The 22,939-nt window shown below is 36.1% G+C and carries 20 protein-coding genes; 15 read left to right on the forward strand and 5 right to left on the reverse strand.

Annotated elements, in window-relative coordinates:
* Positions 1-71 precede the first annotated feature (71 nt).
* Genes LG377_RS06305 through LG377_RS06315 form a run of 3 tightly spaced genes read left to right on the forward strand, consistent with a single transcriptional unit; the run spans position 72 to position 2,722 of the window.
* Positions 72-992 (forward strand): ABC transporter ATP-binding protein, encoded by a 921-nt coding sequence (locus tag LG377_RS06305; RefSeq protein ID WP_225743828.1) that lies wholly within the window; start codon positions 72-74, stop codon positions 990-992.
* Entirely contained in the window at positions 985-1,779 is a 795-nt protein-coding gene (locus tag LG377_RS06310; RefSeq protein WP_225743829.1) for a hypothetical protein, read from the forward strand. The genes LG377_RS06305 and LG377_RS06310 overlap by 8 nt, the downstream gene beginning before the upstream one ends.
* 37 nt (positions 1,780-1,816) lie before the next feature.
* Positions 1,817-2,722, forward strand: a complete 906-nt coding sequence (locus LG377_RS06315; protein WP_225743830.1) for a sensor histidine kinase KdpD — start codon at positions 1,817-1,819, stop codon at positions 2,720-2,722.
* A gap of 38 nt (positions 2,723-2,760) precedes the next feature.
* On the opposite strand, the gene LG377_RS06320 is transcribed toward LG377_RS06315, so the two are convergent.
* A complete protein-coding gene (locus LG377_RS06320; RefSeq protein ID WP_225743831.1) occupies positions 2,761-3,783 on the reverse strand; it encodes a zinc-binding alcohol dehydrogenase family protein in 1,023 nt (340 codons plus the stop codon).
* 112 nt (positions 3,784-3,895) lie between these two features.
* Between LG377_RS06320 and LG377_RS06325 the strand changes: the two genes are divergently transcribed.
* On the forward strand, positions 3,896-4,837 hold the full coding sequence (locus LG377_RS06325) for an aminopeptidase (RefSeq protein WP_225743832.1): 942 nt from the start codon (positions 3,896-3,898) through the stop codon (positions 4,835-4,837).
* Positions 4,838-4,915: 78 nt separating this feature from the next.
* The gene (locus tag LG377_RS06330; RefSeq protein ID WP_225743833.1) at positions 4,916-5,587 is read left to right on the forward strand and encodes a VanZ family protein; all 672 of its coding nucleotides are present in this window, start codon (positions 4,916-4,918) and stop codon (positions 5,585-5,587) included.
* Positions 5,588-5,631: 44 nt separating this feature from the next.
* Here the strand turns inward: LG377_RS06330 and LG377_RS06335 are convergent, their stop codons facing one another.
* On the reverse strand, positions 5,632-6,474 hold the full coding sequence (locus tag LG377_RS06335; protein WP_225743834.1) for a DUF72 domain-containing protein: 843 nt from the start codon (positions 6,472-6,474) through the stop codon (positions 5,632-5,634).
* A gap of 151 nt (positions 6,475-6,625) precedes the next feature.
* On the opposite strand from LG377_RS06335, the gene LG377_RS06340 reads away from it, so the two are divergent.
* Positions 6,626-7,366 carry a MurR/RpiR family transcriptional regulator gene (locus tag LG377_RS06340; protein WP_225743835.1) on the forward strand — a complete coding sequence of 247 codons (741 nt, stop codon included), beginning with the start codon at positions 6,626-6,628 and terminating at the stop codon, positions 7,364-7,366.
* 57 nt (positions 7,367-7,423) lie between these two features.
* Here LG377_RS06340 and LG377_RS06345 read toward each other — a convergent pair whose 3' ends face one another.
* On the reverse strand, positions 7,424-8,752 hold the full coding sequence (locus LG377_RS06345; protein WP_225743836.1) for a 6-phospho-alpha-glucosidase: 1,329 nt from the start codon (positions 8,750-8,752) through the stop codon (positions 7,424-7,426).
* Positions 8,742-10,343 (reverse strand): PTS transporter subunit EIIC, encoded by a 1,602-nt coding sequence (locus LG377_RS06350; RefSeq protein ID WP_225743837.1) that lies wholly within the window; start codon positions 10,341-10,343, stop codon positions 8,742-8,744. The genes LG377_RS06345 and LG377_RS06350 overlap by 11 nt, the downstream gene beginning before the upstream one ends.
* A 188-nt stretch (positions 10,344-10,531) precedes the next feature.
* Between LG377_RS06350 and LG377_RS06355 the strand changes: the two genes are divergently transcribed.
* Entirely contained in the window at positions 10,532-11,503 is a 972-nt protein-coding gene (locus LG377_RS06355) for an aldo/keto reductase family protein (RefSeq protein WP_225743838.1), read from the forward strand.
* Between the two features lie 70 nt (positions 11,504-11,573).
* On the opposite strand, the gene LG377_RS06360 is transcribed toward LG377_RS06355, so the two are convergent.
* Positions 11,574-12,761 (reverse strand): ROK family transcriptional regulator, encoded by a 1,188-nt coding sequence (locus tag LG377_RS06360; protein WP_225743839.1) that lies wholly within the window; start codon positions 12,759-12,761, stop codon positions 11,574-11,576.
* A 179-nt stretch (positions 12,762-12,940) separates the two neighbouring features.
* On the opposite strand from LG377_RS06360, the gene xylB reads away from it, so the two are divergent.
* The 8 genes from xylB (at position 12,941) to LG377_RS06400 (ending at position 22,881) form a co-directional block, all read left to right on the forward strand.
* A complete protein-coding gene (gene xylB / locus LG377_RS06365; protein WP_225743840.1) occupies positions 12,941-14,440 on the forward strand; it encodes a xylulokinase in 1,500 nt (499 codons plus the stop codon).
* Between the two features lie 85 nt (positions 14,441-14,525).
* Positions 14,526-15,851, forward strand: coding sequence for a xylose isomerase (gene xylA, locus LG377_RS06370; protein WP_225743841.1), 1,326 nt, complete (start codon positions 14,526-14,528; stop codon positions 15,849-15,851).
* A gap of 168 nt (positions 15,852-16,019) precedes the next feature.
* Positions 16,020-17,249: an MFS transporter gene (locus LG377_RS06375; RefSeq protein ID WP_225743842.1), complete on the forward strand. Its 1,230-nt coding sequence runs from the start codon at positions 16,020-16,022 to the stop codon at positions 17,247-17,249.
* A gap of 87 nt (positions 17,250-17,336) precedes the next feature.
* Positions 17,337-18,833: an alpha-N-arabinofuranosidase gene (locus LG377_RS06380; protein WP_225743843.1), complete on the forward strand. Its 1,497-nt coding sequence runs from the start codon at positions 17,337-17,339 to the stop codon at positions 18,831-18,833.
* Positions 18,834-19,110: 277 nt separating this feature from the next.
* The gene (locus LG377_RS06385; protein ID WP_225743844.1) at positions 19,111-20,448 is read left to right on the forward strand and encodes an ABC transporter substrate-binding protein; all 1,338 of its coding nucleotides are present in this window, start codon (positions 19,111-19,113) and stop codon (positions 20,446-20,448) included.
* A gap of 31 nt (positions 20,449-20,479) precedes the next feature.
* Positions 20,480-21,415: a carbohydrate ABC transporter permease gene (locus tag LG377_RS06390; RefSeq protein WP_225743845.1), complete on the forward strand. Its 936-nt coding sequence runs from the start codon at positions 20,480-20,482 to the stop codon at positions 21,413-21,415.
* Positions 21,412-22,245, forward strand: coding sequence for a carbohydrate ABC transporter permease (locus tag LG377_RS06395; RefSeq protein ID WP_225743846.1), 834 nt, complete (start codon positions 21,412-21,414; stop codon positions 22,243-22,245). Before LG377_RS06390 ends, LG377_RS06395 begins: the two co-directional genes overlap by 4 nt.
* Positions 22,246-22,881 carry a YesL family protein gene (locus tag LG377_RS06400; protein ID WP_225743847.1) on the forward strand — a complete coding sequence of 212 codons (636 nt, stop codon included), beginning with the start codon at positions 22,246-22,248 and terminating at the stop codon, positions 22,879-22,881.
* The last annotated feature ends 58 nt before the right edge of the window (positions 22,882-22,939 follow it).

The raw sequence follows: 22,939 nt of genomic DNA on the forward strand, positions 1-22,939 counted from the left end.
TTACTTCAGATTATTGAAACCTTTCTGCTTTAATATTGGTTTTGTAAGAAAGACAAAAAGGAGTGTTCAAATTGGAAAATCTGATTGAAACTATTGGGTTAACAAAACGTTACAAAAAACAATTAGCTTTAAATGATGTTTCGATTCATGTAAGACAAGGAGAAATTTACGGGTTAATAGGTAAAAACGGTGCCGGTAAATCTACTTTTTTTAAAACACTAATGGGTTTGGCACCGGAGTATTCAGGTGAAATTTTATTGTTTGGAGAGCGCTCGAGTGCGGAGTTGAATGATGCCCGCCAGCGTATGGGATTTATGATGGGTGCAAACTTTTTCCCTTACTTAACAGCTAGAGAAAATTTAGAATACTACCGAAAATTGAAAGGGATCAGCGACGCTTCGGAAGTTGACCGGGTACTTAAATTAGTGGAAATGGATCAAGTCAATAAAAAGTTCAAGGCGTTTTCAATGGGTATGAAGCAGCGTGTAAGTATCGCGAATGCATTGATGGGGTCTCCAGATATTATTGTTCTTGATGAGCCAATCAATGGACTAGATCCACAAGGGATAGCGGACTTTAGAAAAATTGTTCAAAAATTGAACAAAGAGCAACAAATCACTTTTTTGATCTCTTCGCATATTTTAGGAGAATTGGAACTGATGGCTACTCGATTTGGCTTTATTCATGATGGCGTACTAATTGAAGAATTGGATAGAGAAACCATACGCAATAAAACAGAAGAAAAAGTGGTAGTCAGAACTAATGACGTTGAAAAAACAGCTTATCTTCTGGAACAACAATTTGACAATATTGATTACACTGTGAATAGCGGACAAGAAATTGTGATCTCGAAAATGACAGATAGAGTGGATGAAATTGCTCAATTAATTGTCAATAATGAACTGAAACTCTATAAACTAATCTCACAAGAAATTTCTATTCAAGATTATTATCTGAACTTGCTCGCTAAAGGAGGAGAACAACATGTTTAATTTTATTCAGGCAGATTTATATAGACTAGCGCATAAAAAATCGAATTACGCATTTTATGGTATCTTATTTTCTCTTTTTGTTGTAGCGGTTATCCTACTACAGACGAGTTCTCCAGAGAGCGAAGGAATTTCTAACGCTTATATAGAACTGGGAGTATTTCTATTATCTCAAGCCTTTCCATTATTTTTTGGTTTACAAGCGTACTCTACTGTATATATAAACGATATATCATCGAGCTCACACCAAAATATCTTCAGTAGTGGATTATCTAAAACCGAGTTTGTGATCGGTAAATTCATCACTTTTGTAATCTATCTATTTACAACTTTCCTTATAGGTGCCATTGTATTCTTTGCGCTATTCTTTTTCCTAACACTAAGTACAGGTGCACAGTTTGATACCGGAAACTTAAGCAACCTTGCTGTAGTGGGAACGACGATCTTTTTAGGCATGATCGGTTATGCAGCGGTAGCGAATGTGGTTGCTTTTATCAGTCAAAATACTACTGTATCTTTAATTACGTTTGGAGTCTTAATCTCAAATGTCAGCTTAACTGCCTTAAATTTAATTAGTCTAGCAACAGATAAATTAGAATTTTTGAGAAAGTTCACTTTGTCTTACTATATAAACCATACGAACCAGTCTATCATAGCTGGATTTTTACCTGATATGCCATCAAATGCAGAGCCTTTAGTTACTTGGGGCGTAACGTTACTATATATTGTCGTTGCAAGTATAGTTGGAATTCTGATTCTGAACCGAATTGAAATCAAAGAAGGCAAGTAGGCTATTCATCTAAGTATAGTGAAATAGGAGGTGTTTTATGGGCATCATTTTGCTGCTCAGCTTAATTCTAAATGGGGTATTCATGATTAAGTTTTACCAAAATAGAAAGTTTAATCAGCGTATCACAAACCAGCTTAAATGGATTGAACAAGGGGATGCTTTAGGTGAATTGAGAAAAAATCATTCTTCTGTTTCTCAAGATGTACTGGTTGAAGAAATTAATGGTTTAATCAAACGGCATAAACAAATTCAAATCGAATTTAATACGATTGTTAATCAGAACAAACAAATGATTTCTTCAATATCACATGACTTTAGAACACCTCTTACATCAATGCTAGGATATGTTCAAATCCTTCAGACATCTGCTGAAAGTGATAAAGAAATCAAATATTTAAAAGTAGTTGAAGAAAGAACAAATGTTTTAAGTGAGTTGGTAGAAGAATTCTATCGATTAAGTCTACTTGAATCTAAAGATCTTTCTTTTGAAATGGAACAAGCGTATCCAATTCTATTGTTACAAGAACAACTAGCGCTATATCATCAAGAATTATCACAATCTTTCAATACGGTGTCCATTCAATTGATGGAAGAGACAACTAGTATTGAAACAAGTGTATTGGATTTCAATAGACTTTTAGGAAATCTCATTAAGAATGCCTTTTCTCACGGAACAGAGCGATTTTGTGTTTACAATGAATTATCAGATGATAGTCTAATGATTTATATTGAAAACAAAGTAGAAAATCCAAATGCTCTTGACGTAAACAAACTTTTTGATAGAACCTACAAAGGGGACAAACCAAGAACGTCTAGTTCTACAGGGCTAGGCTTATCTATCGCTAAAAAAATTGCTGAATCATTAGGATATACACTTGAAGCCGCTATCGAAGGACAGATATTACAATTCAAGTTATCGATTCCCTTAAATGAACGTAAATAAAAACGAGTGACTCTGAGAAAGAGTCACTCATTTTTCATTTATACAGTATGTTCAAGGACAATTTTTCCACTAGTATGCCCCGTCATCAGTTGATCATAAGCTTCACTCAATGTCTGTTCAGTTATTTTCTCAAATCTGTGGTTGATTGTTGAGTGTATGTTTCCGGCTTCAACTTCTTTTCTCAATTCATCAAGATAATGATGTTGTTTAATCCAGTCCTCTGTTTTATAAACAGATCTCGTATACATCAATTCATAATTGAACGAAACACTTTTAGAAAAGAATGTCATCGGCAGAGGTTCGCTTAATGGAAGTATAGAACAAACGTTACCTCTAGCGCTGACAATCTTACTAACTTCTTTAATATTATCGTCAGCGTTGGCTGCTAAAAAGATATAATCTACAGAGTTGATCCCCAATTCTTTCAGTTGGGGTTCGAAAGGTTTTTTGTGGTCGATGATTTTTTTCACGCCCAGAGATTTCAAATGTTCTCTGGATTCATCCCGAGAAGCTGTTCCAATGACATCAATCCCATCGTTTAAAGCGATTTGGGTAGCGATTGACCCCACACCTCCAGCTGCTCCAATGATTAAAAGGATAGGTGATGTTGAACTGTTTTTAGGGAGATTGAGTTGATCGTAAAACGTTTCATAAGCCGTTAGCGCTGTAAGAGGAAGTGCTGCTGCCTCTGCAAAGTCTAAGTTGTTCGGCTTCATAGCAACCATTCGTTCATCAATTAAGTGGTAATCAGCTTGAGCACCCTGAACGTTACTGGTTCCAGGATAAAAAACGTCATCGCCAACTTCGAATAATGTAACGTCTTCTCCAACCTCAACTACGGTACCAGAAACATCGCGTCCTAAAACAGTGAAACTCGTATCATCTGGTTTCTTCATTTTCCAAGTCATGACGTCTGTAGGATTCAACGCTACGGCTTTAACTTCTACTAATATTTGTCTATCAATAGGTTTCGGCTTATCAATCTCTCTTTTTTCAAATTGAATAGAACCATTGTGATCTTTAGATTGTTCGAATCCATATGCAGTCATTTGCTCTGTCAAATTTAACTTCCTTTCTATTCATTAATAGGTACAGTCTACACCTTAAAAAAAGCAAGAACAAACGATATGTGATAGAATGAAAAAATACTGATTAAACGAGGGATGGTTGAACATGAGTCAATATTTGGAAAATGCACAAAAAGTATTTGATAATAATTTCAATTTACAAAAAGAAGAAACAGTTTTAATCGTAACAGACGATAAGATGAGCGAAATTGCTCACTTCTTCTATGAAGCGGCTAAACTTAATGGAAACGAAGCTGTGCTTACCCAGTTTCCAGCAACTTATAAAAGTGGAGAAGAACCACCCAAAGCAATTGCTGAGGCACTGAAGCATGCAGATGTTGCTCTATGTGTGACTTCAGCAAGCTTAACCCACACCAACGCTAAAAAAGAAGCAGCTGCTGGTGGCACAAGAATTGGGACAATGCCTGGAATTACATTAGAGATGTTAGAAAAAGGCGCGATAGAAGCTGATCCAGATACTGTCAAAACCCTTACTGCTCAGTTCACAGAAAAGCTAGAAACAGGTTCAGAAGTCAAAATCGAAAAAGACGGAGAAGTTCTTGAATTTACGATTTCTGGCAGAAAAGGCGTTCCCAGTACAGGTATCTTTTGGAATAAGGGAGAAGCAGGGAATATCCCTTCTGGGGAAGCTTACATTGCTCCAATAGAAAATTCTGCAAATGGCTCATTAATCGTAGATGGTTCAATCGCTCAGTTAGGTAAAGTAGAAAAGCCTATAAAGTTAACGCTTGTAGAAGGAAGATTAACAGAAGCTACTGGAGAGCAAGGTGCTGCATTATTGGACCTATTAGGAGAAGACAAAGGGAGAATAATAGCAGAGTTTGGTATCGGTACAAATCCAACTGCTCGTATAACAGGTGTGGTTCTTGAAGACGAGAAAGTTTTTGGAACAATCCATATCGCCTTTGGAAGCAACAAACCTTTTGGTGGTCAAACAGAAGCTGGTGTTCATATTGACTGCGTAGTACAAAGTCCGACTGTTTGGTTAGATGGAGAAAAAATCATGGAAAAAGGACAGATTGTTTAAGGAAATTTAAGGAATAATCTTTAAAATGAATAGTTATTCGAACAAAAGAAACGTTCGAAAAAGAAAGAAGGAAAGCCTATGAAGAGAGCGTCAAAATCAAGATACCCTTTATTTTTTGCTTGGCTAACGGTATTAGTCTGGATGGCGATCATTTTCTGGTTTTCTTCTCAGCCTGCAAGTGAATCAGCGCAATTAAGTTTTGGTGCTATGGAAGTCGGAAGTCAAGTTGTCAATCATTGGAGAGTTGTTGGAGCGGTAGGGTTTTTACTGTTTTTTAATTTATTTCTCATTTGGTTGAAAAGAAGAAGTACACCGTTGTGGGGTAAAGTGCTAATTTTTATTTTATTTGTTGTATTTTGTAGTGTAACTATCTACTTTCTTTTGACGATTGTTAGACCAAGACTAGGCATTAATGACATTAGAGGCATGAATTATTACACGTTGCATAATTTCATCAGGAAAAATGCTCATTTCTTTATCTATATGTTTCTTGGCATATTAGTGAAAAACGCGCTATCGACTTCAGATGTTAAGGGGATCAAAGCTGTTTTAATTGCACTCGTTATTTGCGCAGTGTATGCATCAACAGATGAATTCCATCAAAGTTTTGTACCTGGAAGAACGGCATTAGTTTCAGATGTTCTCATTGATTCTACTGGATCATTTATTGGCATCATTCTTTATTCAATATTAGACTGGATATCGGGTAAAAGAAGCATCTGGCAAGCTTTCTGGAATTTAAAAGCATAAATACAAAAGAGCACAATCGATTAATCCATAATCGATTGTGCTTTTTAAAATAGATCCAGTTGACGAGGAGAAAGATTTTCAAAATCTAACCCCAAAATCTTTTGTAAGGTTTTTGCATTAGGTGCTGCATGACCACCTGAGTTGTTATTAAAGATGATACATACTTCATTTGAATCCTTTTCTAATGTTCTGGCCGTTTCTGCAAAAGATTCTAATTCTTTTTCTTTGTATTCATATAACGTTCTTTCAGCACGCCAGTCCTGTATATTTTCTCCTAACCAACCTTCATAATTTCGGCCATGAAGGCGATATATGGATAATGAAGGATGAGTTGACACAGAGACTGTTGGAACACTGTTATTTGGCGTTTGAGGCTGATCAACGATGACATTAATCATTTCCAACTCTTTCAAAAAATGAATGGTTTTAGATTGGTTATTTTCATTGAACCAGCTTTGACTTCTAAACTCTATGGCTAAAGGCCAGTCATCCATCAGTTTTCGAACGAGTCTGAGATATTGTACATTTTGCTTGGTACAATCAAAGTATGGCGGAAACTGAAAAAGAAACGCTTTAACTTTCCCTACTTCAACCATTGGAGAAAAGGTTTGTTTGTAAACTTTAAACATAGATTCAATACTTGTAAACTCTTCAATCCATTCCTTATGCATCGTCATAGCTTTATAAGCCTTTGGAATGAAAGTAAATGCAGCTGGTGTTTTCTCAATCCAGCTTTTGATATTTTTTTCGGGTGGGATAGCATAGAAACTAGTATCTAATTCTACAACTGGAAAATGACTAGAGTAGTTTTCCAATTTTTTTGATTGATCCAAAGTGATCAGTGGGTGATCGCTCCAACCAGTCAGTCCGATTGTTATCATAATCATTGCCTCAATTCTACTTTTATCTATTTAGTTTAACATGATATAATAATTAGATAAACTATGTGGTTTGAATTTATCCTTCCTGTATTTGATAGATTAGTAAAGACTATTTTTCCAAAAATCGCGTTAATATGTTGTCAAAGGAGTCTTTCAATTGTCCTTTTATAAATTTCTAGAAGAAAATCGTAACCAGCTAAATCAGACGGAAGAAAAGATTTTGACTTACTTAATAAAAGAAAAAAATGAAGTTGAAAAATGGACGATAAGGGAAGTAGCGCAACAGTTTTATACCGTTCCCAATACCATCGTACGAATGTGTCAAAAGCTTGGATTTCAAGGTTTTGTTCATTTTAAAAATTCCTTAAAAGATACGTTAGTAGAAGAGAAATCTATTTTAGAGTTGACCGATTTAGATAGTAAGATTGTAAAAACAAAGCAATTTATAAATGATGAAATTATGGAAAAAGTGTTGCAAGCTATCAATGAGGCAGATCAAATTTTGTTCTTTGCAGTTGGATTATCTAGGTTTCCAGCCGAAGAGTTTAGTGAACGTCTTAAGATTTTAGGGAAGAGGAGCCAAACCTTTATTGATCCTCATCTTATGAAACACAATGCAAAACAGATGACAGAAAAAGATTTAGGGATTGCACTCAGTCTAAGTGGTTCAGAAAAATCTAACGTGTTTTCTGCCACGAATCGTGCCAATATATCCGGTGCAAAAACGATTAGTTTGACGGGTTTTTCAACTAATGAACTTTCTAAAATAACCGACTTACAGCTATATGTATATAGTACCGAAATCAAAATTGAGGGCTTAGACGCATCGGATCGATTTGGCATGCACTATCTACTGAATCGATTATTTAAGGATTATGTAGATCGATATTCGATTTAAAAAAGAGACCTCTACCTTACTTTTTAGTATAAGGTAGAGGTCTTGAACTCATTTAGGTTAGTTTAATTCTGGCCAGTAGTTTTGATTTGCTTGAATAAGATCATCTAATAAAAGACGAGCTTTTTTAGCATCTACAACAGTTCTATTCATGGTCAAGGCTTGTAATGCCTTTGTATAGGAATTTTCCATAAAAGCTTCAACCGTTAATTTTTCATAAGCATGCTGAGATTCAATCAACCCTTTGTAGAAAGTATCAATTTTACCAACAGCATAAGGTTGAGGACCATTAGCACCTAAAGATGCAGCGACTTCAATCATACTATCGTCCGGAAGGTTAGATACAACACCATTATTACGCACCATCACTACATAGGTTTTTCTTAAATTATGAGCAATAGAAGCGGCAACTTCAACCATCATATCACCATGAGCATCGTTATGAACTACAGAAGAATCTCTAGCCGTACCATTTTTTACGATCCGTCTGCATTCTTCAAATACTTTCTTCTCACGACCTTCTCTAACTTCATCTGTCCTAGTACGAATGGGATCCATTTTAGATAATTTGTAATCAGGGTATAAATAGTATTGAAGATATGTGTTTGGTAAATAATCTGGGAAGTCTTTTAACATATCTTCAACCATGGCATACGTATCTAACCATGATTGATCTCTTTGTTCTGCGTCCACTGGTCTAAAGCCACCATTGAGGATGATTTCCTTAATTTCTGGCATACGGTCTTTGCCATTCTCATCATAGAGATGTTTAAACCACCCATAATGGTTTAAACCGAAATAAACAGGCTCGAATTTGTTGGCATCAAAATCGATCAAACTTGCGAAGGATCTTAATAAGTTGACTGGTTGATCACAGATATTTAAAATTTTATCTTCTTCAGGGAATAACTTGTCCAATGCGAGCGCTACAATAGCTGCGGGGTTCGTATAATTTAAAATCCAAGCATCTGGAGAAATACTTCTGACTTTTTTAACCATTTTTTGCATATCTACTATTGATCTGAGTCCATAAGCAAAACCACCGGGGCCACAAGTCTCTTGACCAATAACGCCATGTTTAAGTGGAATTTTTTCGTCTTTTTCACGCATCTCGAATCCGCCAGTTCTCATTTGACAGAAAACGAAGTCTACATCGGTATAAGCAACCTCCTCATCTGTGGTGTATGTGACTTTTACATCAGGCGCTTCTTCTTTGAAAAGAATCTTAGCAAACTCTCCAATCACACTTTGACGATCTGCATCAATGTCATACAATGTGATTTTTTCAATAGGGAATGTACTTAAATGAGTGGTCATAGCTTTTAAAATTCCAGGAGTCCATGTGGAACCTCCACCGACTAATACAATTTTACTTTTTTTATTCATCATGATAATTTGCTGCTCCTTTCACCTTGGGTGCAATATTTTCTACCTTTAGTCCATAAATGACTTGATAATTTGTTTCATCAATTTTTACCGTTCCTGCTGCGCCAGTTTTCTTGAGTTTAGCTTCATCTACTAATGAGGTATCACTTAATACTAGGCGAAGTCTAGTGAAACAATTATCGATACTTTTAATATTTTGACTACCTCCTAGAGCTTCTACAATATTTATTCCTAGTTCATCGTCAGATAGACTCGTCTTAGTATCTTCGCTTAAAGAAATATCTTCTTCAATTTCACGCCCAGGAGTTAGAACATTTCTTTTCTCGATAACTAGTTTAAATACAAAGTAATAAATTGGGGCATACAATAATCCAACTAAAACGGGCCAATACCAATTTGTTTGCGTACCTTGTAGAATACCGAATACGGTTAAATCGATCACACCACCCTGAACATTTCCAATAACAACATTAAAGGCATCCATTAACATGAAACTTAATCCTGCCATAAATGAATGGAAGATATAGAGTATCGGTGAAACAAAGATAAAAGAAAATTCAATTGGTTCAGTGATTCCAGTCGTAAAACTTGCTAAGCCTGATGCTGACATTAATCCTTTAACTTCTTGTTTTTTCTCTTTTAATGTAGCTTGCACCATAGCAAAAGCTGCAGCAGGTAACCCGAATACCATGAATGGAATTTTACCTTGAGCTAAAAATCTTGTAGCCTCTGACATAACTGTAAGATCTGGTGAATCTTGAGCAAGTGAAGCATTAAAAATGTTCAGCGCACCTACCACTTGCTCACCGTCAATTTCAGCAATTCCACCAATGGGTGTAAATCTTACAATTTGATTTAATATATGATGTAACCCCGTTGGTACTAAGAGTCTCTCTAAGAATCCAAATAAAAATGTACCGAATAATCCAGCGTCAGCTATCAAACTACCAACACTTTCGATAGCTGTACCGAAATAGGGCCAAATAAAATACATTAAGATTGCAAGGAAAGGAACCACAACCGTTGTTATGATGGGGACGAATCGTTTACCTCCAAAAAAGCTTATTGCAATAGGTAGATCAATAGTATGAAAATGATTGTGTAAGAATGAGACAAGTAAACCAGTTATTATACCACCGAATACGTTCATTCTTAGAGTGAATATTCCTAGCACGGATTCATATTGCGAAGCTGTCTGGGTAGCTGCCAGTTCAGATAAACCAGATTCCATAAGTGCTTCCACTGAATAGGTAGCTGCAGTTATGTCATTTATACTTAAGAGATATTGTATGGTTATATGGAAAAGTATAAATCCAATGATACCTGAAAAGGCTGCTGTTGTTTTTTCTTTTTTCGCTAACCCGAAGGATATTGCGACAGCGAATAAAATTGGTAAATTACCAAAAATCGCTCCTGCAAGTGCACGTACGATCCCGATAACATGTTGCACAATTGTGAAGGACACGAAGGTGTCTCCCACAATGTCAGGATTTTGAAGGACGGAACTAATTCCTAAAAAAATACCTGCAGCGGCAATCAAAGAGATGGGAGTCATAAGTGCTTTACCAAGGCGTTGCCAAAAATCTTTAGACATAATAACTTCCTCCTTTATTCTTTTATAAGTATATTGTAAGGGTTTTTATAAATAGTTTACAAGAAGGAACAAGGCTGTACACAAGGTTTAAACTTGTTCACGAAACCGTGTACATATTTCTATTATCAGTTGCTTTTGATTGTTAACTCTGCGAAAATATAGAAAGAACTTACTATGGAGGCGATATCATGGAGTATAGACAGTTAGGTAATAGTGGACTTAAAGTTTCAGAAATTGCACTAGGTAGTTGGCTTACATACGGAAAGACAGTAAAAGATACGACTGCAGAAGATTGTATTCGACTAGCCTATGAAAAAGGCATTAACTTCTTCGATACAGCAAATGTTTATGAACAAGGTCAAGCTGAAAAAGTACTCGGTAAAGTATTAAAAGATTACCAAAGAGATCAAGTTGTTGTAGCAACCAAAGTATACTTCCCTATGGGAGATGGACCAAATGATAGAGGGCTTTCTAGAAAACATATCATTGAACAATGCGATAAGAGCCTTCAACGTCTAGGAATGGATTATGTAGATCTATATCAATGTCACCGATTTGACCCAACGGTACCATTAGAAGAAACTTTAATGGCGCTAGATGACTTAGTAAAACAAGGAAAAGTTTTGTATACGGGGGTTAGCGAATGGTCTGCAGCTCAAATTGAGAAGGCTCAGGGGATCATTGATCATAGGGGATACCACAAAATGATTTCCAATCAACCAGTTTATAATTTATTGCAACGATACATTGAATCCGAAGTTTTACCTGTCTCGGAATCTTATGGAATGGGTCAAATCGTGTTTTCTCCGTTAGCTCAAGGGGTCCTAACTGGAAAATATAAACCAAATGCTGAAATACCGAAAGATTCTAGAGCGGCAAACAAAGAAATTGGAAGCTTTGTTAATCGTTATATGGACGATGAGACCTTGGAAGCCGTTCAGAAACTAGATGATATTGCTGATCAATTAGATATAAGTCTCGTTCAGCTTTCATTAGCCTGGATCCTACGTCAACCTGGTGTTTCTGCAGCAATCATTGGAGCAAGTAGACCTTCTCAAATCGAAGAAAACGTTAAGGCATCTGGAATAAAATTATCAACAGATGTTTTAGAAGAAATCGATACAGTACTGGAAAGTATTGCACATATCAGAACAAGATAACTAGACAACATAAAACGGACCCACATTCTATCTCTAGAGTGTGTGCCCGTTTTTTTGATTATTTAGAATGTTACTTATCATAAAATCCTGCGGCTTTAGAAGCAAAACCTGTATCGAATTTAACTTCATCAAGATTAAAAAAGTTTTTTAGATTCAAGACGGTAGCGCCATAAAGACTAGCTTGACTCCCTAATTTGGATTTAAATAGTTGAATGTTCTTATAAATAGATCGATCTAAATGGTTATCGATGATGGAAAGGATGTTTGGTAACTTATCGAATATCTCAGAATTTACATAAATGACTTCTGGATCATATGTCCCCATGATATTCATTAAACCGATGGACAAATCTTTAGCAAAATGATCAATAAGCACGATGGTATCAGCATCTTTCTGCTCAACAGCTTTTATTAGATCATCAAAAGTACATTGATCGTCCTTTTTTAAATTTTGGAACCTTCGAATCAAGGCTGTTAAAGAAGCGTATTGTTCAAAGCACCCCTTATTACCACAGGCACACTGAATGCCATCGGGATACAAAATCGTATGACCGATTTCGCCGCTACGTCCTTTAAATCCTCGGAGCAATTGTCGATCTAAGATAATTCCAGCACCTATACCTGTATGAACACTGAAGGAAATTAAATGAGTATGTTCGTAATCATATGCTGCTTCCGCTAAAGCAGAGAGATTGGCTTCATTTTCAATATAAACTGGAATGTTTAACCGATCTTCAAGTTCCTTCACTAGATCAATCTCATCAATATCAAAATAAGGAGTGTAACTGATTTTGTTTTCATTTACGACCCCATGAATGGCAATCGCTATACCAACAATTCCAAAAGGTTTAGCCTTATACTTAGCGTTAAATTCTTGAACGTGATTAACCAGTCGTTCAATCACATTTACTTTGTTAATGTTGCAATGCTCAGTATATTTTTCGATGACCTCACCGTTGAGGTAGGTGGCTAATGAGCTAATTTGATCAGAACGTAGGTCAATACTAAAAGAAACACCTGCCTTTTTATTAATTTCAAGGTAAATCGGTTTTCTACCACCAGCAGATGAGCTTTCTCCAGCTCCAATTTCAACGACATATTGGTCTTCAATCAAATTTCTGACGATTTCCGAAACAGTGGCCTTATTCATACCAGTAAGCTCTGATATTTTTGCTCTAGACACTTGATGGCCATTCATAATAGTTGAAAGGACGAGAATCGTATTGCTATTTCTTGTAAAAGACTGTTTAAGTTCCATAGAGTTCTCCTATTTAGATAATAAATTTAATTTAAATGAAAGCGGTTGACTTTTTGGTGCTTTTAAACTATAGTTTGTTTATTATATAAACTAACTAGTTATACTGTACCATAATCTGATCCTTATTTGAATGAAATTTATTCTTTAAGTGAAACGAAAAAGTAAGAGGAGCGTGAAAAATGAGTTATGTATTAGGAATGGATTTAGGAACGAGTGGATTAAAAGGGATACTAGTAGATCGAACAGGTCGAATCGTAGCATCAGCAGAGAATGAATATCCACTGTTAACTCCGCAAAGAGGCTATAGTGAGCAAGATCCTGAAGAATGGTATCTGGCAGCACTCAAAGTACTCCAAAGTATTAAAGAATCAGTACCTGATATGAGTCAGAATTTAAAAGGTATTAGTTTCTCTGGACAAATGCATACGCTGGTCTTACTTGACCAAGAGGATAAGGTGTTAAAAAATGCAATCTTATGGAATGATGTTAGAACCACAGAACAATGTGAGCTGATCACTGAAACATTAAAAGAAAGTTTGCTGGAGATTACTAAAAATAAAGCGCTTGAAGGGTTTACGCTTCCTAAACTACTTTGGGTCAAAGAACATGAACCAGAGATATACGATAAAATCAGTACATTTTTACTACCAAAAGATTATTTGGGATTTCGTTTAACTGGTCATAAACAAATGGAGTTCTCAGATGCAGCAGGGACTTTACTGTTGGATATTGAAAATAGAAGTTGGAGTGAAACCATTCTGAATACCTTTTCAATTAATCCATATATCTGTCCAAAACTTGTCCGCTCAGATGAGTGCATTGGATTTTTAGATCCAGAGATTTCTAAAGCATTAGGTATTGAAAAAGCAGTAAAAGTCTTCTCAGGTGGAGCAGATAATGCTTGTGCTGCACTGGGTGCAGGTATTGTTGAACCAGATCAGGCTATGGCTAGTATCGGAACTTCAGGTGTCTTTCTCTCCAATGAAACACGAGGAGATAAATCATTTAATGGAGAATTACATTATTTTAATCATGTTATTGCCGATCAATTTTATACAATGGGCGTTACATTAGCAGCAGGAAATAGCTTAAGCTGGTTCAAAAAAACATTTGCTGAGCATGAAACGTTTGAAACACTACTCGAGTCTATTGATACAATTGAACCAGGATCAGAAGGTTTGTTGTTTACACCTTATATATCGGGAGAGCGCACGCCGTACACAGATAGTACGATTCGAGGATCATTCATTGGAATGGATATTGGACATACTAGGGACCATTTCACGAGAGCGGTACTAGAAGGGATAACTTTTTCATTAAAAGATTCATATCAAATTATGCGTACACACGCGGCCTATCCATTTAAGACAATCGTGTCAGTGGGAGGGGGGGCAAAAAATAAAGTTTGGCTACAAATGCAAGCGGATATTTTTGATACACCAATCCGAACGCTTGAGACTGAGCAAGGGCCTGCGATGGGTAGTGCAATGATTGCAGCAGTGGGTACAGGCTGGTTTGATGACTTCAAAAATTGTGCGGATGCCTTTGTTCACTACAAAGATGTCTATCATCCAATAGAAGAAAACGTTCAAAAGTATGAAAATCTTTATACAGTCTATAGACAAATTTACGCGGCTACTGCAGCTTTAAACAGTCAATTATCTAAATATAATAAATAGAAAAGTTTAATTGACAACGCATACATTTTTAGATATAGTTAGTTTGTATAATAAACTAACCAACCTAATTAGGAGTGATTTATTAATGGCATATTTTGATAACATCAATAAAATTCAATATGAAGGGGCTAATTCAAAAGACCCCTTAGCTTTCAAATTCTATAATCCTACTGAAAAAGTAGGGGACCAAACAATGGAAGAAATTCTAAGATTTGGTGTTGCTTACTGGCATACGTTCACAGAAGATTTATCAGATCCTTTTGGGGCTGGAACAGCACTTAGACCTTGGGATAAATACTCAGATCCAATGGATAAAGCAAAAGCCAGAGTAGAGGCTGCTTTTGAGTTATTTGAAAAATTAGGCGTACCTTACTTCTGCTTCCATGATTTCGATATTGCTCCCGAAGGAAATTCCTTAAAAGAAACACTTGCGAATCAAGATACGATTGTGGATATGTTTGAAGACTATATGAAAGATAGCAAAGTTAAACTTCTGTGGAATACAGTGAATAACTTTTCGCATCCGAGATTTGTTCACGGAGCAGCGACATCGAATAATGCAGATGTTTTTGCCTATGCAGCTGCAAAAGTAAAAAAAGGGCTTGAGGTCGGTAAGCGACTAGGAGCCGAAAATTACGTATTCTGGGGTGGTCGAGAAGGATATGAAAGTCTTCTAAACACTAATATGGAACTTGAACTAGATAATTTAGCAAAATTCTTCCATATGGCTGTAGACTATTCAAAAGAAATTGGATTTGATGCTCAATTCTTGATTGAACCAAAACCAATGGAACCGACTTCTCACCAATATGATTACGACGTAGCACATGGATTTGCCTTTTTACAGAAATACGGTCTAGCAGACAAATTCAAATTCAATATTGAAGCCAACCACGCGACCTTGGCGGGACATAGTTTCGATCATGAACTTAGATACGCAAGAATTAATGGGATGTTAGGATCTGTTGATGCTAACCAGGGGCATCCTCATCTTGGATGGGATACGGATGAATTTCCAACTGATCTGTATGCTACGACATTAGCCATGTATGAAATACTTAAAAATGGCGGATTAGGTTCTGGAGGTCTGAACTTTGATGCGAAAGTCAGAAGAACTTCATTCCATGCAGATGATTTATTCAAAGCGCACGTTGTGGGTATGGATAGCTTTGCACTTGGTTTAAAAGTTGCAAATAGATTGATTGAAGATAGAGCACTTGAGTCAATTGTCGATAACCGTTACCGTTCATTTAACCAAGGGATCGGTAAAGAAATCAGAGAAGGTAAAACAAATTTCAAACAACTTCAAGATTATGCTTTAACGCTAGAAGATATCCAGAATGAGTCAGGAGAATTAGAAGAAATTAAATCTATATTAAATCAGTATTTAGTCACTACACTCTCTAAATAATTAGTACTGAAAAGAACCAAGTTGAAAAGCTTGGTTCTTTTTGTTTATTCATGTTTAATCTTTATTGTAAATCGCTTCCAAAATAGATTGGGTTTCTATATTATTTAGTATATGAGTATACTTTCTATGAGAGTAAATTAAAAAGATTCAACTGACAAAGGAGACACTATGAAGCTTACAAAACATTGGAAGGTTTTGGCTTGCGTCAGTGGTCTGGCAGCAAGTTCCATCGGCATTAATTTAAATACCATTGGTGTATTCTATACGCCTGTATCTGAGAGCCTTGGATTTTTTAGAGGTAGTTTTGCCTTACATACAACCATCATGTCACTAGTGATGTCTTTCATGGCATTGACCATACCTAGATTGCTTACTAGGTTTGATATAAAAAAAGGCATTCAAATTGGAGTGGGTTTATCTGTAGTGACAACACTGCTCATGGCCATGACTGAATCATTATGGCTTTTTTATTTACTAGCAGCTATAAGAGGAATCGGTGCATCCTTTTATTCTCCAGTACCACTCACCATACTCGTGAATAACTGGTTTGAGAAAAAGAACGGTTTAGCTATGAGCCTAGGATTTGGATCGAGTGGAGTTGCAGGTGCACTTCTTTCTCCGATATTCAGTCTAATTATTCATACCTATTCATGGCAATTAGGATTTGTCGTAATGGGACTATTCTCTTTAATGCTCTGTCTACCAGCGTTACTTTATAAATTCTCTTTACATCCAAACGATGAAGGCCTTCAGGCTTATGGTAAAGATCAAGAAAGTGAATCTAAGTCAGTGAAAATAAATTCAATTACTGAGAACATAAAAGTTAATGATGTGAGATTTATTGTGCTAGCTAGTATTGGGCTATTACTTTCATTAATTACTGGACTACCACATCATCTTCCGGGGTACGCTGAAACAATAGGCTTTAGTGCAACCATTGGAGCCTGGATGCTTTCAGCTTCTATGTTTGGTAATATTGCTTTTAAACTGTTAGGCGGTACGCTGGGTGATAGAGTTGGTTCAATCAAAACAGCATTCATGGTTATTGGCCTGAATTTTATTGCGCTCGTAATCATGTTAATGGTCCAAGTCCCAAGTGTAATGATTTTATCTTCATTTTTCTTTGGTGCCATTATGTGTTTTCCAATTGTAGTACTACCAATGTTGACGATACATTTTTATGGTCGCGAGCGTTACATGAAAGTTTATCCTTTTTTCTCTTTGATGACGGGAATAGGTGGGGCATCAGGTGTGACTTTGGTAGGATACGCCTATGACTTTACTAAAAGTTATACATTGGTCTTTATTATTGCCTTATCCGTAATCATAATATCTTTAAGTATGATTTTGCTACTCCTATCTAGACGCAAGACGAAATATTCTTTACAAAGCAAATAAAAAATTAATAAAGAGAACGCTTGCATTGAGTTCCGAGTGATGGTATATTGTCTTCAAAGGTACGTACAAATTACTAGGAGGAATAAGATGAAAGCAACAGCTAAATTAAGCAAAGATACAATCTTGGCTGATATTGATTCTAGAATTTATGGCTCATTTGTAGAACATTTAGGAAGAGCGGTATACGATGGTATCTATGAACCAAATCATCCATCAGCTAATGACCTAGGTTTCAGAGAAGATGTTATTGAAGTCATCAATGAGTTGAACGTTCCTTTAGTGCGTTATCCAGGAGGAAATTTTGTATCCGGATACAACTGGGAAGATGGTATTGGTCCGGTTGAAGACAGACCTAAACGCCTTGAGTTAGCTTGGAGATCCACAGAAACAAACGAAGTGGGTTTACACGAATTTATGAAGTGGGCTGACTTAGCAAAAACAGAAGTCAATATGGCAGTTAACCTTGGTACTAGAGGAATTGATGCAGCAAGAAATTTACTAGAGTATTGTAATCACCCAGAAGGTACGTATTACAGTGACCTTCGTAAACAAAACGGTGCAGAAGAACCTTTCAATATTAAAACATGGTGCTTAGGAAATGAAATGGATGGTCCTTGGCAAATTGGAGCAAAAACAGCTGACGAATATGGTAGATTAGCCGAAGAAACAGCTAAGGCTATGAAACTGGTTGATGATACGATTGAACTCGTTCTCTGTGGAAGTTCTTCAAGCAAAATGCCAACTTTTGGTGAATGGGAATATACCGTTCTGGAACACGCATATGACCAGATTGATTTTTTGTCGTTACACTTATACTGGGAAAACTTTGAAAATGATACAGCGAATTACCTAGCTAAGTCATTGGAAATGGATAAGTTTATTAAAGGTGTAGTCGCAATCTGTGACGCTGTTAAAGCGAAAAAAGGTTCAGACAAGCAAATCAATCTTTCTTTTGATGAGTGGAATGTCTGGTATCATTCTAAAGATGCTGACTCTAAACGCGAACCTTGGGATATCGCTCCTCCATTATTAGAAGATATCTACAACTTTGAAGATGCTTTACTTGTAGGGTGTGGTTTGATTACATTATTAAATAACGCGGATAGAGTTAAAATTGCTTGTCTTGCTCAACTCGTAAATGTTATTGCACCTGTTATGACAATCAAAGATGGGGAAGTATGGAAACAACCAATTTTCTATCCATTTATGCAAGCTTCTAACTATGGTCGTGGAAAAGTGTTGAGACTAGATGTTAAAAGTGATACGTACGATTCTATCGAATATAAAAATGTTCCATTTGTTGAAACAACTGCTGTTTTAAATGAAGAAAACAAGGAAGTTGTTATCTTTGCAGTTAATAGATCTCAAGATCAAGAAATGACATTTGAGACAGTTTTAGATGGTTTTGAGAACTTGAGAATCGTTGAAGCTACTGAATTGGCTGGTTATGACATTAAGAAAACAACTGAGCAAGATCACAACGGTATGGAAATCAAACCTAATGATTCTTTCAGTGTAAATCATCTAGAAGTTACAGGGACATTTAAACCGTTATCTTGGAATATGATACGACTAGCTTACTAATTTTTAAAGGCTTTAATTTTCCTTGAAATAGGAGAGTTAAAGCTTTTTTTATACAATTAACAAGACAAAATTAACATTTTGTAAAATTAAGTTGTATAAATATTTGCTTCTTATAAAAACTATTGGTATAGTTTAGGAAAGTGGTACGTACTAATTATCCAACCTTGCTTGCTAAATTTCTGAAAGGGCTTTTATTAATCTGTGTATAATACCAATATCATTAAAAGGGTAAGATATTGAGGTTAAAAGAAATATAAAATATGTAGGAGGCGAAAAGATGAAACGAAATCTATTAGTATTTTTAGCTTCATCATCTTTATTAGTAAGTGCATGTCAAACTGAAGGAGAAACCGGAACTTCAACAGATGAAGTAGAAACAATAGGTTCTAATTCTGAGAATGCAGAAGACATATCCTTATGGACGTTTGCACCACAGCACATTGATCTATACGGTGATGCTGCTGAAAGGTGGAATGAGGAATTTCCAGATAGACCAATCAACCTCATAGCAGAGACCTATCCGTTTGAGCAGATGCATAATAACCTGCTACTAGCTGTGCAGTCAGGGACCGGACTACCAGACATTGTGGACATAGAATTAGGACAATATCCAAATTTTATGGAAGGTGTTATCCAGTTTGAACCAATGAATGAGTATGTTGAGCCGATATTAGATAATGTTGTTGAATCTAGATATGAGTTATACGCAAGAGATGGTAACTATTATGGTATACCTACACACGTTGGTGCTACCGTGATGTATTATAATACAGAAATTATGGATGAAGCAGGAGTCGATATTGACAAGATCGTAACTTGGGATGATTTTGTTGAAGCAGGTAAACAAGTCGTTGAAAATACGGATTCAAAAATGTGGAATGTTGGAACCGAAGATTGGCTGATGGATATGTGGCCGATGATTTCTCAAAGAGGTTCCGATGCAATAGATGATGATGGAGAAGTGATTTTCAATAATGAAGAAAACGTGGCAACTTTACAATTCCTTCACGACGCTTTATACGTTGACGAGATAGCGGATCTAACTCCAGGAGGAATGAATCAATCAGAAGAATTTTACGGATATTACTTAGATGGAGGCTCGGCAGCTATTCTCGCACCATTGTGGTATATGGGTAGATTTGTCGATAATATGCCAGATCTCAAAGGTAAGATAGCCATAAGACCTATGCCAGCCTGGGAAGAAGGCGGCAATCGTTCAGCAGGGATGGGAGGAACTGGAACCGTTGTAACACAAGCAGCAAATAATGTTGAGCTTTCGAAAGAATTTCTAGCGTACGCTAAAATGTCTGAACAAGGAAACATCAACCTCTGGACAATACTTGGATTTGATCCGCCAAGATTCGATACTTGGGAAAGTGATGAAGTTAGAAATACAGACAATGTTTATTATGAATACTTTGGAGACAACATTTTTGATGTACTACTTGATGTTAGGGATGAAATCAATACATTACACGTTACATCGGATACACCAAACGTTATCAATGAGTATCACACACACGTAACCTTTAATGTATTGAGAAATAGAAATGAAACCCCTAAAGAAGCATTAGACAGATCAGCAGAAGTAGTGAGAAGTCTTCAAAGAAAGTAACTAACTGTTTATATAGAAAGGATGAAACATTATGGCCGATAATACACAAACTGTACCAGCTACTAGAAAAAGTAGTAAAATAGGTAGGTTTCTAACTTCAAAAAAAGTAGTTCCTTATATCTTTGTACTTCCTTTTTTCCTGTCGTTCAGTGTATTGACACTTTATCCAGCAATTAATGGAATCATTATGAGTTTCAGACAAATCCTTCCAGGTGTAGTTGAAAATGTTGGATTCGAGAATTATTCAAGAGTTTTTAATCTAAACTTTTATGATGCTTTATGGAATACAGTAATATACGTATTCTGGACTACCATACTTTTAACAATCGCACCGATGTTATTAGCGATTTTCTTGAATTCTGAAACAATCAAGCTTAAGTCGATTTTCAGAGCCTCTTTATTCATTCCGGCACTAACTTCTACGATTGTAGGGGGAATGATTTTCAGATTGATGTTCAGTGAATCAAGTACTGCTATTGGAAATCAATTGATATCACTAATTGGTTTAGGACCACTAGAATGGAGATATTCAGCTGCGACTGCAATGTTTTTAATGGTCGTCCTCGCATTTTGGAGATGGACAGGCGTTAACTTACTTTATTACCTTGCAGCTCTTCAAAATATATCTGAGTCTCTTTATGAACAAGCAGATATTGATGGAGCCTCTGCATGGGATAAGCTGAGATTAATTACAATTCCTCATTTGAAACCTATTACAGTATTCGTAAGTACCATTACAATTATCAATGGTTTTAGGATGTTCGAAGAAAGTTTTGTTTACTGGGAAGCAACATCACCAGGTAATATTGGTCTAACAATCGTAGGATACATCTACCAGCAAGGTGTTGGCCAGAATGACCTTGGGTTTGGAGCAGCAATCGGAGTAGTTCTTATGATCATTATCTTCATTATAAGTTCAATCTATTTAGGACTAACAGGTACATTTGGAAAGGGGAATGGAAAATGAGTAAAAAGAAAACACTAATGATTTTAGCTAATGTAGCTTTTGGGATTATTGCTTTGACAGCATTATTTCCAATTATAGCTTTACTCGTAGCTTCTTTCCAACCTTCCTCTGTACTGATGAGGCAAGGATTAAGCTTTTCGGTTGATTTCAGTCAATTCAGTTTTGACAATTATCGCTTTATTTTTACTGAAGCGGATAATTACTGGACATGGTATACAAATAGCATGATCATCTCAGTCATTACCATCGTAACTTCAGTATTCTTTTCAGCAATGGTTGGTTACGCTCTAGCAGTATACGAATTCAAAGGGAAAAATTTGTTTTTCGTCTGTGTACTCTTAATCATGATGATTCCATTTGAAATTCTGATGTTACCGTTATATGAGTTAATGGCAGCTTTAAGATTAACAGACACTTATATTGCAGTGGTTCTTCCATTAGTTGTTGCGCCAGTGGCCGTATTCTTTTTCAGACAGTATGCACAAGGATTACCGCTTGAATTAATGGATGCTGCAAGGATAGATGGAAGTAATGAATATGGAATCTTCTTTAAAATCATGTTTCCACTTATGGGACCATCTTTAGCTGCAATGGCTATCTTGCAAGGATTGGCAGCTTGGAATAACTTCTTATGGCCATTACTTGTATTGAGGTCTAACGACATGTTCACCCTTCCTATTGGACTAGCAACGCTGTTAACGCCTTATGGGAATAATTATGACGTATTGATTGCAGGATCCGTTTTAACAATTATACCAATCGTGATCCTTTTCCTATTCTTCCAGAAATACTTTGTAGCAGGACTTACATCAGGAGGAGTGAAAGAGTAAATGAAAGTAAGTAAATATACAAAAAAAACAAAGTTAGACCTCACACTAACCTTGATCGTTAACTTGTGTAAATTAAATATACTCTGGATCTTTTTTACAATATTAGGAGTCGTTGTAGCAGGGATCTATCCTGCTACAGTTGCTGCTTTAATAATTTCCAGAAAGTGGCTCTTAACAAAAGATTATACTGTATCTGTTAAAGAGTTTTATATGCATTTCAAAAGAGAGTTTTGGTCAGCTAACAGAGCCGGTATTGTTTTCACGATAGCAGGATTAGTCTTATACCTGAATTACGATATCATGTCTAACGCAGCAATCTCATTACCAATAATTGTTCCGATTGCTTTTTATATCGTATTATTTTCCTTCATCACAACAATCATCTGGTTTTTTCCTTTATATGTTCACAGAGACAACACTCTATTACAACAAGTACGTAACGCCTTCATTTTAGGTGTTATAAAAACACCTATCACACTCATTCAAATGATTTCATTATTTATCTTGTTCTATTTTTCGCTAGCATTACCTACCATGCTAATATTCTTCACCTTTGCAATAAGTGTTGTGCTCTGGATGAAGTGGGGACTTAAAGGGATACTATCAGTGAAATTCACAGTCCCCGTTAAATCTTAGACATTAGTTTATAATTAATTAACTATTTTAAAAAAACTATTGCACGTACGTATCGAAC

Origin of the sequence: Marinilactibacillus sp. Marseille-P9653, from assembly GCF_916618885.1 — a bacterium.
Taxonomy (GTDB): Bacteria; Bacillota; Bacilli; order Lactobacillales; family Carnobacteriaceae_A; genus Marinilactibacillus.

Bases quoted from the DNA above. Each gene is read 5' to 3' on its own strand.
- LG377_RS06310 (WP_225743829.1), top strand. From the start codon at position 985: ATGTTTAATTTTATTCAGGCAGATTTATATAGACTAGCGCATAAAAAA.
- LG377_RS06315 (WP_225743830.1), top strand. From the start codon at position 1,817: ATGGGCATCATTTTGCTGCTCAGCTTAATTCTAAATGGGGTATTCATG.
- LG377_RS06325 (WP_225743832.1), top strand. From the start codon at position 3,896: ATGAGTCAATATTTGGAAAATGCACAAAAAGTATTTGATAATAATTTC.
- LG377_RS06330 (WP_225743833.1), top strand. From the start codon at position 4,916: ATGAAGAGAGCGTCAAAATCAAGATACCCTTTATTTTTTGCTTGGCTA.
- LG377_RS06335 (WP_225743834.1), bottom strand. From the start codon at position 6,474: ATGATTATGATAACAATCGGACTGACTGGTTGGAGCGATCACCCACTG.
- LG377_RS06345 (WP_225743836.1), bottom strand. From the start codon at position 8,752: ATGATGAATAAAAAAAGTAAAATTGTATTAGTCGGTGGAGGTTCCACA.
- LG377_RS06350 (WP_225743837.1), bottom strand. From the start codon at position 10,343: ATGTCTAAAGATTTTTGGCAACGCCTTGGTAAAGCACTTATGACTCCC.
- LG377_RS06355 (WP_225743838.1), top strand. From the start codon at position 10,532: ATGGAGTATAGACAGTTAGGTAATAGTGGACTTAAAGTTTCAGAAATT.
- LG377_RS06360 (WP_225743839.1), bottom strand. From the start codon at position 12,761: ATGGAACTTAAACAGTCTTTTACAAGAAATAGCAATACGATTCTCGTC.
- xylB (WP_225743840.1), top strand. From the start codon at position 12,941: ATGAGTTATGTATTAGGAATGGATTTAGGAACGAGTGGATTAAAAGGG.
- xylA (WP_225743841.1), top strand. From the start codon at position 14,526: ATGGCATATTTTGATAACATCAATAAAATTCAATATGAAGGGGCTAAT.
- LG377_RS06375 (WP_225743842.1), top strand. From the start codon at position 16,020: ATGAAGCTTACAAAACATTGGAAGGTTTTGGCTTGCGTCAGTGGTCTG.
- LG377_RS06380 (WP_225743843.1), top strand. From the start codon at position 17,337: ATGAAAGCAACAGCTAAATTAAGCAAAGATACAATCTTGGCTGATATT.
- LG377_RS06385 (WP_225743844.1), top strand. From the start codon at position 19,111: ATGAAACGAAATCTATTAGTATTTTTAGCTTCATCATCTTTATTAGTA.
- LG377_RS06390 (WP_225743845.1), top strand. From the start codon at position 20,480: ATGGCCGATAATACACAAACTGTACCAGCTACTAGAAAAAGTAGTAAA.
- LG377_RS06395 (WP_225743846.1), top strand. From the start codon at position 21,412: ATGAGTAAAAAGAAAACACTAATGATTTTAGCTAATGTAGCTTTTGGG.
- LG377_RS06400 (WP_225743847.1), top strand. From the start codon at position 22,246: ATGAAAGTAAGTAAATATACAAAAAAAACAAAGTTAGACCTCACACTA.